The 13,260-nt window shown below is 49.1% G+C and carries 10 protein-coding genes and 13 tRNA genes; 18 read left to right on the top strand and 5 right to left on the bottom strand.

Annotated elements, in window-relative coordinates:
* Positions 1 to 12: 12 nt before the first annotated feature.
* Positions 13 to 1,101, bottom strand: coding sequence for a peptide chain release factor 1 (prfA, locus tag AC6R1A_RS04275; protein WP_500632797.1), 1,089 nt, complete (start codon positions 1,099 to 1,101; stop codon positions 13 to 15).
* A 67-nt stretch (positions 1,102 to 1,168) separates the two neighbouring features.
* Positions 1,169 to 2,425: a glutamyl-tRNA reductase gene (gene hemA / locus AC6R1A_RS04270; RefSeq protein ID WP_487903619.1), complete on the bottom strand. Its 1,257-nt coding sequence runs from the start codon at positions 2,423 to 2,425 to the stop codon at positions 1,169 to 1,171.
* Positions 2,426 to 2,588: 163 nt separating this feature from the next.
* Here hemA and lolB point away from each other — a divergent pair, with 163 nt between their 5' ends.
* The 18 genes from lolB (at position 2,589) to AC6R1A_RS04180 (ending at position 8,708) form a co-directional block, all read left to right on the top strand.
* Positions 2,589 to 3,200 carry a lipoprotein insertase outer membrane protein LolB gene (gene lolB / locus AC6R1A_RS04265; protein ID WP_334551489.1) on the top strand — a complete coding sequence of 204 codons (612 nt, stop codon included), beginning with the start codon at positions 2,589 to 2,591 and terminating at the stop codon, positions 3,198 to 3,200.
* On the top strand, positions 3,200 to 4,072 hold the full coding sequence (ispE, locus tag AC6R1A_RS04260) for a 4-(cytidine 5'-diphospho)-2-C-methyl-D-erythritol kinase (protein ID WP_500632798.1): 873 nt from the start codon (positions 3,200 to 3,202) through the stop codon (positions 4,070 to 4,072). The genes lolB and ispE overlap by 1 nt, the downstream gene beginning before the upstream one ends.
* A 28-nt stretch (positions 4,073 to 4,100) precedes the next feature.
* Entirely contained in the window at positions 4,101 to 5,045 is a 945-nt protein-coding gene (locus tag AC6R1A_RS04255) for a ribose-phosphate pyrophosphokinase (protein WP_038133791.1), read from the top strand.
* A 110-nt stretch (positions 5,046 to 5,155) separates the two neighbouring features.
* Positions 5,156 to 5,746 (top strand): aminoacyl-tRNA hydrolase, encoded by a 591-nt coding sequence (pth, locus tag AC6R1A_RS04250; protein WP_334551178.1) that lies wholly within the window; start codon positions 5,156 to 5,158, stop codon positions 5,744 to 5,746.
* 10 nt (positions 5,747 to 5,756) lie between these two features.
* Positions 5,757 to 6,848 (top strand): redox-regulated ATPase YchF, encoded by a 1,092-nt coding sequence (gene ychF / locus AC6R1A_RS04245; protein ID WP_334551179.1) that lies wholly within the window; start codon positions 5,757 to 5,759, stop codon positions 6,846 to 6,848.
* Positions 6,849 to 7,123: 275 nt separating this feature from the next.
* Positions 7,124 to 7,200: transfer RNA gene (locus AC6R1A_RS04240), tRNA-Met, on the top strand.
* 66 nt (positions 7,201 to 7,266) lie between these two features.
* Positions 7,267 to 7,351 (top strand) — tRNA-Leu (locus tag AC6R1A_RS04235).
* Between the two features lie 27 nt (positions 7,352 to 7,378).
* A tRNA-Gln gene (locus AC6R1A_RS04230) sits at positions 7,379 to 7,453 on the top strand.
* 78 nt (positions 7,454 to 7,531) lie between these two features.
* Positions 7,532 to 7,608: transfer RNA gene (locus tag AC6R1A_RS04225), tRNA-Met, on the top strand.
* Positions 7,609 to 7,664: 56 nt separating this feature from the next.
* Positions 7,665 to 7,749 (top strand) — tRNA-Leu (locus AC6R1A_RS04220).
* Positions 7,750 to 7,778: 29 nt separating this feature from the next.
* Positions 7,779 to 7,863, top strand: a tRNA-Leu gene (locus AC6R1A_RS04215).
* A gap of 25 nt (positions 7,864 to 7,888) precedes the next feature.
* A tRNA-Gln gene (locus tag AC6R1A_RS04210) sits at positions 7,889 to 7,963 on the top strand.
* 75 nt (positions 7,964 to 8,038) lie between these two features.
* Positions 8,039 to 8,123: transfer RNA gene (locus AC6R1A_RS04205), tRNA-Leu, on the top strand.
* A 27-nt stretch (positions 8,124 to 8,150) separates the two neighbouring features.
* Positions 8,151 to 8,225 (top strand) — tRNA-Gln (locus tag AC6R1A_RS04200).
* A 66-nt stretch (positions 8,226 to 8,291) separates the two neighbouring features.
* Positions 8,292 to 8,376 (top strand) — tRNA-Leu (locus AC6R1A_RS04195).
* A gap of 16 nt (positions 8,377 to 8,392) precedes the next feature.
* A tRNA-Met gene (locus tag AC6R1A_RS04190) sits at positions 8,393 to 8,469 on the top strand.
* Positions 8,470 to 8,520: 51 nt separating this feature from the next.
* Positions 8,521 to 8,605, top strand: a tRNA-Leu gene (locus AC6R1A_RS04185).
* A 28-nt stretch (positions 8,606 to 8,633) separates the two neighbouring features.
* Positions 8,634 to 8,708: transfer RNA gene (locus AC6R1A_RS04180), tRNA-Gln, on the top strand.
* A gap of 139 nt (positions 8,709 to 8,847) precedes the next feature.
* Here AC6R1A_RS04180 and AC6R1A_RS04175 read toward each other — a convergent pair.
* The 3 genes from AC6R1A_RS04175 to flgL form a co-directional block, all read right to left on the bottom strand.
* Positions 8,848 to 9,981, bottom strand: coding sequence for a flagellin (locus tag AC6R1A_RS04175; RefSeq protein ID WP_500631840.1), 1,134 nt, complete (start codon positions 9,979 to 9,981; stop codon positions 8,848 to 8,850).
* A 505-nt stretch (positions 9,982 to 10,486) separates the two neighbouring features.
* Positions 10,487 to 11,632 (bottom strand): flagellin, encoded by a 1,146-nt coding sequence (locus tag AC6R1A_RS04170; RefSeq protein ID WP_500627893.1) that lies wholly within the window; start codon positions 11,630 to 11,632, stop codon positions 10,487 to 10,489.
* 431 nt (positions 11,633 to 12,063) lie between these two features.
* Positions 12,064 to 13,257, bottom strand: a complete 1,194-nt coding sequence (flgL, locus tag AC6R1A_RS04165) for a flagellar hook-associated protein FlgL (RefSeq protein ID WP_500633598.1) — start codon at positions 13,255 to 13,257, stop codon at positions 12,064 to 12,066.
* Positions 13,258 to 13,260 lie beyond the last annotated feature (3 nt).

Raw genomic sequence — 13,260 nt, 5'->3', positions numbered from 1 at the left:
AACGGAATGCCATTAATGATTTTCAGCTAACGCGGCTAACTGATCCGCTTGGTGCTCTTGGATCACTGGGTCAACCAAGCTCACCAAATCCCCTTCCATCACTTCGTTCAAACGGTAAATGGTCAGGTTAATACGGTGATCAGAAACGCGGCCTTGTGGATAGTTGTAGGTACGAATGCGATCGCTTCGATCCCCTGAACCCAACAGGTTGCGACGAGTGTCTGACACTTCAGCCGCACGTTTTGCCTCTTCCGCTTGAATGATGCGCGCCGCCAACACCGCCATCGCTTTCGCTTTGTTTTTGTGTTGAGAACGCTCGTCCTGACACTCGACTACCGTGCCTGTTGGTAAGTGAGTAATACGAATCGCCGAGTCCGTGGTGTTAACGTGCTGACCACCAGCACCTGACGCTCGGAAGGTATCAATTTTCAGATCTGCCGCTTTGATTTCAGGAATCTCCGCTTCTGGAATTTCCGCCATCACCGCGACGGTACATGCTGAGGTATGCACACGCCCTTGCGACTCGGTTGCCGGTACGCGCTGCACGCGATGACCGCCTGACTCAAATTTCAAGATGCCATAAGCGCCTTCACCGCTCACTTTAGCAATCATCTCTTTGTAACCACCATGCTCGGCTTCACTGGCAGACATCACTTCGATGCGCCAGCCTTTCTTTTCAGCAAATTTGCTGTACATACGGAACAGGTCACCGGCAAAAATGCCCGCTTCATCACCGCCCGCACCGGCACGAATCTCGAGGAAGCAGTTGCGATCGTCATTCGGATCTTTTGGCAGCAGTAGAATCTGCAGCTCCGCTTCCAGACGCTCAATCGCGCCTTTGGCCGCTGAGATCTCTTCTTGCGCCATTTCACGCATCTCTTCGTCGTCTTCATTGGCCATATCTTGCGCCGCGACTAAGTCTTCTTGAGCTTGTTGGTAAGCCTGGAAACACTGAGTGACTTCTTCAAGTTGCGAGTACTCTTTCGACAGAGCACGGAATTTATCTTGGTTACCGATCACATCCGGATCGCCAAGTAAGTGTTGAACTTCTTCGTAACGTTCAACCAGTGTTTCTAGCTTAGTTAGAATCGAGGGTTTCATACTGTATTTCTCAAGATAGGGTAAGTGGGCACAATCAATAATGTACGGGTACGGCAAAGTGACTCCGCTAGTTATCGTCTAGGCCTAAACTTTGTCTAATGATAGCAAGCTTTGCAGGCTCGCCCTGCTCCGCAGCACTTTGCATGGCGCGCGTCGGAGCATGAATCAATCGGTTGGTCAATTTGTTGCTGAGTTCATGGAGCAGTTTTTCAGGATCGGCACCGGTTGCCAGTGCTTGTAAGCTTTTCGCCAACAACTCTTCACGAATGGCGTTCGCGCTGCGGCGATAATCGCGGATGCTATCTACCGCCTGCAACGAGCGCAGTGAAGACATAAACGCCGCGCTCTCTTCGCTAACAATCGCTTCGGCTTGAATGGCTTCCACTTTGCGCTGCTCGATGTTGCTGTCTATGATCGACTGCAAATCATCGACGGTGTAAAGGTACACATCGCTCAAATCGCCGACCTGAGATTCAACATCACGCGGTACGGCGATATCAACAAACAACATAGGACGGTGACGTCTTGCCTTAATGGCACTTTCCACCATGCCTTTGCCGATAATCGGTAGCGGGCTAGCCGTCGAGCTGATCACGATGTCAGCTCGGCCAAGATGCTCTGGAATCTCCGGCAAACTGATGATCTCAGCGCCAAACTCGCGCGCCAGTGGCAAGGCCCGCTCTCGGGTGCGGTTAGCCACGATCATCTTTTTGCAGCCATTGGCAGAGAGGTGTTTAGCGACCAGTTCGATCGTCTCGCCAGCGCCCACTAACAGCACGGTGGAGGCTTCAAGCGATTCAAAAATGTGCTTCGCCAACGTACAAGCGGCGTAGGCAACCGAGACCGCTTGGCCGCCGATGTCCGTTTCTGTGCGTACGCGCTTGGCAACGGAAAAGGTCTTTTGGAACAGCTTCTCCATCGCACTGTCCACCGAGCGGTGTTCACGCGAATCGGCATACGCTTGTTTCACCTGACCTAGAATTTGCGGCTCGCCCAAAACAAGCGAGTCTAACCCGCACGAAACACGCATCAGATGCTTGATAGCGGCCTGCTCTTCGTGGATGTATAAACTGGGCTTTAACTCTTCAGGGCTGACCTGATGAAACTGAGATAACCACTCAATAAGCTTGCTTTTACCGGAGGGTTTGACATCGCAGTAGACTTCCGTTCGATTACAGGTAGAGACAATCACGCTGCCATTGACGGCGGCATTGTCGCTCAGTTGCTTGAGTGCTTCAGGCAGCTTTTCCGGTCCAAAGGCAACTTTTTCACGAAGTTCCACTGAGGCCGTGTTGTGATTGATACCTATAGCAAGCAAAGACATGTATTCGAAGGTTCTCTGAATCAGGCAGTTAACAAATGAGGACGGAATTTTACTTTATGCCCCAAGTTAATGAAAGGGCATTGAGGATATGTTTTCATGAGTTCGTGATATCAATGATATAGTGATGCCCATGGCAGCAGAAGAAACGGACAAATTATCAGCAATGACGCTCTATTTGCGACCCCTAATCCTTGCGCTTATGACGCTTGTGTTACTTAATGGCTGTGCGACGATGGAAAGCACCACCAACGTGCAGTGGCAAACTCACCAACAACAGCTTGCGGCCATCGAGCAATACCGAGCCAATGGCAAGCTGGGCTATATCGCCCCAGACCAAAGACAATCACTCAATTTCCAGTGGCATCATGCCAGTGAATCGAACCGCCTAAGGTTGACCACCTTTCTCGGCCAAACCGTGTTACTGCTAGAAGACACGCCCACCATGGCCAAAGTGGAGACCATGGATGAGCAAACTTTTCAAGCGCCGAGTGCTCAAACTCTGATTGAACACTTAACGGGTCTGTCGATTCCCGTTGATTATCTCCATGACTGGCTATTGGGCCGCCCTACGCAAGCCGACGATTACACACTCAACCCGACCAACACGCTCGCTACCTTAACCAAAACGGTCAGCGGCCAAACCTGGCAGTTGGAATATCAACGGTATCAAGATGTGCTCGTCGCTGGGCTACCCACACCGTTACCACAACGCATTGCCCTTCGCCAAGGTGACACGACCATCAACATCATTATTTCGACCTGGACACTGAACTGATGATCACCCAAACCACCACATGGCCCTCACCGGCCAAACTGAATCTCTTTCTCTACATCACAGGCCGACGAGCCAATGGCTACCATGAACTGCAGACGCTGTTTCAATTCCTTGATTATGGCGATGAGCTAACCATCACCGCCAATCACAGTGGAAACATTACGCTCTCACCTGCTATCGAAGGCGTTGCGCTAGAGGACAATTTGATCTGGAAAGCGGCAATGGCACTGAAAAGTGCGAGTCAATGTCCACTCGGCGCTCATATTGAACTCAACAAAATTTTACCTATGGGCGGTGGCATTGGCGGCGGTTCCTCTAACGCCGCAACAACGCTTGTCGCGCTCAATCACTTATGGCAAACCAAACTGAGCGACGATGCGCTCGCCGAGATTGGACTGGCTCTAGGAGCAGATGTCCCGGTGTTCACCCGAGGTTTTGCCGCCTTTGCTGAGGGTGTGGGTGAGCAGCTGACGCCGGCATCGCCACAGGAAAAGTGGTACTTAGTTATCAAACCCTCAGTGAGCATTGCGACGGTGGATATATTCACCCATCCAGATTTGTGCAGAAATTCACCAAAGCGAGCGCTGACAACCCTTCTCGCCGATCCTTACGGAAACGATTGCGAAAAAATTGTTCGAATGCTTTACCCAAAGGTTGATAAGCAACTTTCATGGCTGCTACAATATGCGCCGTCAAGATTGACCGGGACTGGATCGTGCATTTTTGCCGAATTTTCGAGCAAAAATGCGGCACAATCTGTCTTCGAAAAATTACCTGACGCCGTCTCGGCTTTTGTAGCCCAAGGGAAAAACATTTCGCCTTTACACGAGACTTTGGCTAAGTATCGCTTAGCCCACACACAATCTATCTAAAACTGGACGCAACCCTGAGGTTTCCACCGTGCCTGATATGAAGCTATTTGCTGGTAACGCTACACCTGAACTAGCCCAACGTATTGCTGATCGTCTATACATCTCCCTTGGTGACGCAACTGTTTCTCGTTTTTCTGATGGCGAAGTCGCTGTACAAATCAACGAAAACGTTCGTGGTAGCGATGTTTTCATCATCCAATCTACCTGCGCACCGACCAACGACAACCTAATGGAACTTGTAGTGATGATTGACGCAATGCGCCGCGCTTCAGCGGGCCGTATTACTGCAGTTATCCCTTATTTTGGTTACGCTCGCCAAGACCGTCGCGTACGTTCTGCTCGCGTGCCAATTACGGCAAAAGTTGTTGCTGACTTCCTGTCCAACGTCGGTGTTGACCGCGTTCTAACTATCGACCTACATGCAGAGCAAATCCAAGGCTTCTTCGATGTTCCTGTTGATAATATCTTCGGTACACCTGTACTGCTTGAAGACATGCAGGCTCGCGGCCTAGAGAACCCTGTCGTGGTTTCTCCAGACCTTGGCGGTGTTGTTCGCGCTCGCGCAACAGCAAAAGCACTGGGTGATATCGATATTGCTATCGTTGACAAGCGTCGTCCGCGTGCCAACGTCTCTGAAGTGATGAACCTGATCGGTGATGTAGAAGGTCGCGACTGCGTGATCGTCGATGACATGATCGATACAGGCGGCACACTGTGTAAAGCAGCAGAAGCGCTAAAAGAGCGCGGCGCGAAACGTGTCTTTGCTTACGCGACACACGCCGTTTTCTCTGGTAACGCAGCACAAAACATTGGTAACTCAGTGCTAGACCAAGTGATCGTTACTGACTCGATCACGCTACCTAAAGAAATGGAAGCGACCGGTAAAGTGACCTGCCTAAGCCTATCTCGCATGCTGGCTGAAGCGATTCGCCGCATCAGCAATGAAGAGTCTATCTCGGCGATGTTCAACTAATATCGCGCCTTGCTCCGATGTAAAAACACCCTACGGGGTGTTTTTTTATTGCGGCGATAAAATTGTGCTATCATACTGCGCTTTTTGAGATTGCAAGAGAGATCCTAACCTTGACTCAACCGATCAAACTTCTTGTCGGCCTAGCCAATCCTGGGCCTGAATACGCCAAAACTCGCCATAATGCAGGCGCATGGGTGGTAGAAGAACTCGCACGTATCCACACGGTCACCTTGAAGAACGAACCGAAATTCTTCGGTATGACCGGGCGCATACTGATCAATGGTCAAGATCTCCGCCTGCTGATCCCCACCACTTTTATGAATCTCTCCGGCAAAGCGGTCGCCGCTATGGCAAAGTTTTACCAAATTAAACCGGAAGAGATCATGGTGGCACACGATGAGCTCGACTTGCCACCTGGTGTAGCCAAGTTTAAAAAAGGCGGTGGACACGGTGGACACAACGGCCTGCGTGACACCATTAGCAAGCTTGGCAATAACAAAGATTTCTATCGCCTCAGGATTGGCATTGGTCACCCTGGGCACAAAGACAAAGTCGCTGGCTTTGTCCTTGGCAAAGCACCAGCAAAAGAGCAAGAACTGCTCGATGCAGCCGCCGATGAATCGGTCCGCTGTTTAGACATCCTTTTAAAAGATGGCTTAGCGAAAGCTCAAAACCGTCTACACACGTTCAAAGCTGAATAAGGTTACTATCATGGGTTTTAAATGTGGCATCGTTGGTCTCCCTAACGTAGGTAAATCAACTCTGTTTAACGCACTGACTAAAGCGGGTATTGAAGCAGCCAACTTCCCGTTCTGTACCATTGAACCAAACACAGGTGTGGTACCTGTGCCTGATCTTCGTCTCGATGCACTGGCAAAGATCGTTAACCCACAAAGAATACTTCCAACCACGATGGAGTTTGTTGATATCGCAGGCTTGGTTGCAGGCGCGTCTCGCGGTGAAGGTCTAGGAAATAAATTCCTTGCCAATATCCGTGAAACCGATGCCATTGGCCATGTGGTTCGCTGTTTTGAAAATGAAAACATCGTTCACGTTGCGGGTAAAGTGTCTCCAATCGAAGATATCGAAGTCATTAACCTTGAACTGGCGATGGCGGACTTAGACTCATGTGAGCGCGCCATTCAACGTAACGCTAAAAAAGCCAAAGGCGGCGACAAAGACGCGAAATTCGAATTGACCGTCCTAGAGAAGCTACTCCCTGTACTGACCGAAGGTGGCATGGCGCGTACCGTTGAGTTGTCGAAAGAAGAGTTGGATGCCATTGGTTACCTCAACTTCCTAACGCTCAAGCCAACCATGTACATTGCGAACGTCAACGAGGACGGTTTTGAAGACAACCCGTACTTGGATGCGGTACGTGAGTACGCAGAAAAAGAAAACAACGTGGTTGTGGCCGTCTGCGCTGCAATCGAATCTGAGCTTTCTGAGCTAGACGATGAAGATCGTGAAGAGTTTTTGGCGGATATGGGCATTGAAGAGCCAGGTCTAAACCGCGTTATCCGCTCTGGTTACGAGCTCTTGACCCTACACACCTACTTCACCGCAGGTGTCAAAGAGGTACGTGCTTGGACTATCCCTGTCGGTGCAACCGCCCCACAAGCAGCAGGTAAAATCCACACGGATTTTGAAAAAGGCTTTATCCGCGCAGAAGTTGTCGGCTATGACGACTACATCCAGTTCAACGGTGAAAGCGGTGCAAAAGAGGCCGGTAAGTGGCGTCTAGAAGGTAAAGACTACATCGTCAAAGATGGTGACGTTATCCACTTCCGCTTTAACGTATAAAATTGCGCAAGTGATTGACTTAAAAAGCCAGCAACTCTGCTGGCTTTTTTGTTTTCTCCCCCAGCGAGCCTAAGTTAAGTAAAGAGATTGACGCCAAAATGTTACCTGTTTTTGCCTGTTTACACGCCTCTTTGTTTAAAAAGGAATCGAACAGCTGGTTTATCCGGATTTATTCAAAAAAACTATTGACGCCTCTGCCTCAACTTCGCATAATGCGCGCCGTTCCCGACAATAAGGCATATCGTTTTTAAACGAAGCCGAAAGGGACACAGAGTGGCTACGTAGCTCAGCTGGTTAGAGCACATCACTCATAATGATGGGGTCACAGGTTCGAATCCCGTCGTAGCCACCATACATTTTTGTTTCTAGTGATGATACATGACTGGAAACCTCTAGAGCTAACTCTAGACAGAATAATGCGGAAGTGGCGGAATTGGTAGACGCACCAGATTTAGGTTCTGGCGCCGCAAGGTGTGAGAGTTCAAGTCTCTCCTTCCGCACCATTATTCGATAGCATCGCTATCATCTGCAGGTCTATCGCCAAGCGGTAAGGCAGCGGCTTTTGATGCCGCCATTCCCTGGTTCGAATCCAGGTAGACCTGCCATTTTTACATAGCTGAGCCTTTTATTACAAAGGGCTTGTCTATCAGAGCGTGAGGGTTTATATTGTCTCGCTCACGAGTGGCTACGTAGCTCAGCTGGTTAGAGCACATCACTCATAATGATGGGGTCACAGGTTCGAATCCCGTCGTAGCCACCATTAAATTAACACCACTGATTTTTACCAATTGATCGGTTGTGTACAGAGTTCAAGACGCGGAAGTGGCGGAATTGGTAGACGCACCAGATTTAGGTTCTGGCGCCGCAAGGTGTGAGAGTTCAAGTCTCTCCTTCCGCACCATCTTGGTAAATAACTCTGAATTTGATTATGCGGAAATGGCGGAATTGGTAGACGCACCAGATTTAGGTTCTGGCGCCGCAAGGTGTGAGAGTTCAAGTCTCTCTTTCCGCACCATTATTCAGATTCATAAGAATCTTGTAGGGCTATCGCCAAGCGGTAAGGCAGCGGCTTTTGATGCCGCCATTCCCTGGTTCGAATCCAGGTAGCCCTGCCATATTTTGTTTTTAGTCTCGCCAGACTGAAAACCGCTGAACTTACTCCTTGTTTGATAAGTTGAGCACTATGATTCGCGGAAGTGGCGGAATTGGTAGACGCACCAGATTTAGGTTCTGGCGCCGCAAGGTGTGAGAGTTCAAGTCTCTCCTTCCGCACCATCATTCGATAGCATCGCTATCACCTGCAGGTCTATCGCCAAGCGGTAAGGCAGCGGCTTTTGATGCCGCCATTCCCTGGTTCGAATCCAGGTAGACCTGCCATTATTTCTTGTGATGAGTTTTCTCATTACAAGCGTCTAGAAAGACCTTCTAGGCACCATTAAGTATGCGGAAGTGGCGGAATTGGTAGACGCACCAGATTTAGGTTCTGGCGCCGCAAGGTGTGAGAGTTCAAGTCTCTCCTTCCGCACCATACTTAATTCAGGTTTGGCTACGTAGCTCAGCTGGTTAGAGCACATCACTCATAATGATGGGGTCACAGGTTCGAATCCCGTCGTAGCCACCATTACAATTCATAGCTGATTTTTACCCATAGTTCGGTTATGATATAAACAAAGCGGAAGTGGCGGAATTGGTAGACGCACCAGATTTAGGTTCTGGCGCCGCAAGGTGTGAGAGTTCAAGTCTCTCCTTCCGCACCATTATTTGATAGCATCGCTATCACCCTGCAGGTCTATCGCCAAGTGGTAAGGCAGCGGCTTTTGATGCCGCCATTCCCTGGTTCGAATCCAGGTAGACCTGCCATATTAAAACCCAGCCTTTGGCTGGGTTTTCTCGTTTCAGCCCAGTTGCCTTTTTCGCATCTCTTCTGCACAAAAAAATCCAGCCCTTGGGCTGGATTTAACATTAAGTCATGACTTTTTAGATGCTAGAAATCACTTTCTTAGCCTAAAAGCCCCAACGCTGAGTTGGGCGCTTGCTTTGCCTGAGCAAGTACAGAGCTTGACGCTTGAGACAAGATCTGAGACTTAGTCAATGCGGTGGTTTCTTTGGCGAAGTCCGTATCTTTGATGCGGCTCTTCGACGCGTTAACATTCTCATTGATGTTGTCTAAGTTATTGATCGCGTGATTGAATCGGTTTTGGAATGCACCCAATTCCGCTCGGTGACTATCAACAAACTTAAGCGCAGCATCGACGATGGCAACAGACTCTTGAGCGCCACCGACGGTGCGAACGTCAATGGTATCCACGGTGACCGCTTTAGCTGGGCCAATGCTCAGTTCACCGGCTAGACTGCCTCCAAAGGTCGCCGTGCCTTCTACTGTGTTGTTATCGGTGAACAACTGAAGTTGACCATCTTCGTTAACCGACGCTTTCACCATGTCCGTTTGACCGTTGATGTAAGTCGCAAGCTGCTCAATATCATCCCCCTCTTTTGCGGTGATGGTGATGTCTTGCACGCCGCCAAACTTATCCGTGACGTTGATGGTCAAGTCATTGGCCCCCGCTTGCACTGCCCAGTCTTTATCTTGACCGTTGGCTGCAACGTAGCTGTTACCGCCCATCAGAGCATTGTCGCTGCGCATGTTGTTCATCGTCAACATAACCGCTTCACCATTGTCCGCACCGATCTGGAACGATTTGGTGGCGAACGTACCGTTAAGTAGCTTGTTGCCACCAAACGAGGTGGTCTCAGCGATACGATTCAATTCATCGTTCAACGCGGTGATCTCTTCTTGAATCGCCACACGCTCAGACTTAGAGTTCGAGCCGTTCGCCGATTGTAGCGAGAGGTCACGCATACGTTGCAGGATGTTGGTGGTTTCATTCATCGCGCCTTCCGCTGTTTGCGCCATCGAAATGCCGTCGTTCGCATTTCGTACCGCGACGTCTAGGCCACGACTTTGGACATTCAAACGGTTCGAGATTTGCAGACCTGCTGCATCATCTTTCGCACTATTGATTTTGAAACCAGACGACAATTTTTCCATTGATGCTTGCTGCGCTGATGTTGCTGAGTTCAAGTAGCGCTGAGCTGTCATTGCCGAAACGTTGGTATTTACATTAACCGCCATAATGGTGTCTCCTATTGATTTCCGTAGAGCGGAGGTCCAAAGGTTTCCGACGTCTCGGTAAACCAATTAGTTCTCTCAAAGTATCCTTATAGCGACGCCAACTTGATTATCTTTAGAGCATTTTGATAAATCCTCCTCGTTGCATAGCAAAAATCGATAGAATTTGAGCAAGCTCAGAGTTCGAGAAAATATCATTAAAGTTTTGTAACTATTGACCGATCGGGTGCACTTAAGACATCAGTGCGAAAGAAATGAGATTGATTGAAGAAAGAGAAATCTGGAGATAAAAGAAAAGCCCCTTTTCCTTTGAGAGAACCGGGGCTATAGAGGTCACCAGTGCCTTTGGAGATCGAGAGAAATGATTCCGGGCTGGTAACCAAGACACAGGTAAAGCGGTTAAGCAGAGCAGGTTTGAGAGAGAACTCTGCTTATCCAATCACCCATGTTTGCCTGAATGCCTTCAAAAGCCCCACGTCTGGGTCTGCGCTAATGAAGATATTCGCAACTACTGCAATAGTGACATCGCAGAGTTTGGCAACTGTTTTGCTTGAGCAAGAATCGATGTCCCCGCCTGCTGCAGAATTTGTGCTTTGGTCATTGCCGTCGTCTCTTTGGCAAAATCCGTATCGCGGATTCGGCTGTTTGACGCTTCAACGTTTTCTTGGATGTTGGCCAAGTTATTGATACTGTGGCTGAGTCGGTTCTGCTTCGCACCTAGATCGGCACGCTGAGAATCTACGTAGCGTAGCGCCGCATCCAAGATGCCGACCGCGTTTTGCGCGCCACCCACAGTATTTACATCAATACTTTGTACTGTTGTCTGAACACCAGGACCACCGTTGAGGCCAATCTCGGTCGCTAAGCCACCAGAGATATTCATATTGCCTTCCAAGTTAGGCTCAGCGGCAAAGATTTGCAGTCTGCCATCTTGATCGACCGACGCTTTCAGTTTGTCGGTTTGACCGTTGATGTACGTCGCTAGCTCTTCGATGTCATCCCCTTCTTTCGCGAGGATATCGAGCGTCACCGCTTCGCCATCTTTGGTGGTGAATTCAAATTTTAGATCTCGTGCGCTGGCAGGTACGCCCCAGTCTTTGTCTTTACCCTTCTCGGCATCAGAGATGAACGACTGGCCTCCCATGCGAAAATCATCGGCACGAATGCTAGTCAATCCCATAATAATTGCTTCACCCGAGCTGGCACCGATCTGGAATGACGCCTCACCAAATGATCCGTTGAGCAACTTACGACCACCAAAAGAGGTCGTTTCTGCGATACGGTTAAGCTCATCTTGCAGTGCGGACACTTCTTCGTTCAGGGCTTGACGCTCTGAGGCGGAGTTGGTGCCGTTCGCAGATTGTAGCGATAGATCACGCATACGTTGCAGAATCGAGGTCGACTCGTTCATCGCCCCCTCTGCGGTTTGTGCAATCGAGATACCGTCGTTGGCGTTACGCATCGCGACATCTAAACCACGAGACTGAGCGGTTAGACGGTTTGAAATTTGCAGACCTGCTGCATCGTCTTTCGCACTGTTGATTTTTTGTCCTGAAGATAGGCGTTCCATCGACGTATTCAAATCGCCAGTCGCTTTATTCAGGTAACGCTGAGCGGTCATTGCTGACACGTTAGTGTTGACTGTAATGGTCATAGTTTGCTCTCCTAGTGAGTCGCAAGTTCTTGCGAAGCGGCCAGCTTAATCTCATTTGGAAGCACTGACCGTGTATGACTTGCTAAGCAGGCGGTAGCCGGCTTAAAAATTTTTACTCTGATTTTACTAATTCAAGTTGTATGCCAACTTAACAAAAAATAGCCAAATCAATTTATTTAAACTAACTATCAATATGTTAGATACATCAATCCCATCGAACTGCGCTTAGTCACTCTGAACTTGCTAGTGAGTGGCACTCGATCATTGCCGCTCAGTGGCAAGGTTTGCCGATACACGGACTGCCGGGTTTTGCTCGGCGCTTAAGGCGTAGCACATAAGGCATGGAGCGAACCCATAGGTTATCTTCATCTTGTGTCAGACAACTCAATCACCGAGAGTGTTAAGCATCAACTTTGGCGATAAAGATCCATTTAGAGATAGTTAAACAGAGTTAAGTCTTTTGTTTTTCCGAACGCTTGCTGCGAAGCCTGCAACGCACGCGTATTTTCGTTAAACTCGATGATCGCTTCCGAGTAATCCAAATCTTCAAAGTTGCTTTTCGATTTGGCGAGCGTCATCTTAAAATCTTCATGTTGCTCTTCTTGAATATCGAGCGTGCTCAACCTTGCCCCCACATCCGTGCGCGCTTTATTGAGATGAATAAACGCCGAATGGAATTCTTGAGTCATTCGATGCAAACGTGCGGTATTGGACGTATCTGACACAGACCCTTGTGACAAGGCCATGGCTTCCTGAAAGGTATCGAAAATGCTGTAGCTTTTGCGCGGCTCAAGCGTGATTTCATCGCCCTTCTCGATTTGGCCTTTTACCTGGATCGTCAACTCCTCGTACTTGATCCCTTTCGCCGGATCAAAGGTATCGGCCTGAACCACACTGCCGTCGCGCTCGAGTTGATAGCCATATTTGCCACCCGGCATATCAACAAACGTGATCTTATAGCTCGAGTCATCATCAGGATTAAAGTTGGTCGCGCGCTCAAGCAGCAATTCAGAGGTATCACCCAGGTTGTAGTCCGGCGAGTAATCACCGAAGGGGTTATCTATTTCCATAAACAGCTTGCTACCTGGATCATTGATCGGCATTTCAAGCGTGTTGGAAATTTTCATCTTGCGTTGGTAGTCATCGCCTGCATACACCACAGCGCCATCTTTATCCCGAAAGAAGGGTTGGTTTTTCGGCTTAGTCCCGGCAAAAATATAGTTGCCCGATTCATCTTGAACGTTCACCAAGTTAAGGAAATTATTGCTGATTTCCTCAAGCTCTCTACGCTTCGCGATGCGGTCTTCAGGGGACAGCGCACCGTTGATCATTTCCATCACGGTTCGTTTTGCTTCATCGGCGTACTCTTCCGCATTGGAAATAATCACTTCGTGGTGCTCAAGGCGATTACGCGTCAGCACGATGGCATCGGTGTATTGGCGCAATTGCTCTTTCTGCTGACCGATATTCTGGATGTAATGCGTAGCCAAGGGATCATCACTGGCGCGCATCAACTTCTTACCTGAAGCGAGCTGCGCTTGGTTATGATGGACTTTTGCTTCTTGACGACGCAGATCGTTTTGCACCGACTGATAATTATGGAAGCTGGAAATACGGTTGATCATTTA

Source organism: Vibrio sp. R10-SG3-ISO3, from assembly GCF_059834225.1.
The sequence above is the reverse complement of the archived record's forward strand: the minus strand, read 5'-3'. Positions and strand labels throughout refer to the sequence as shown.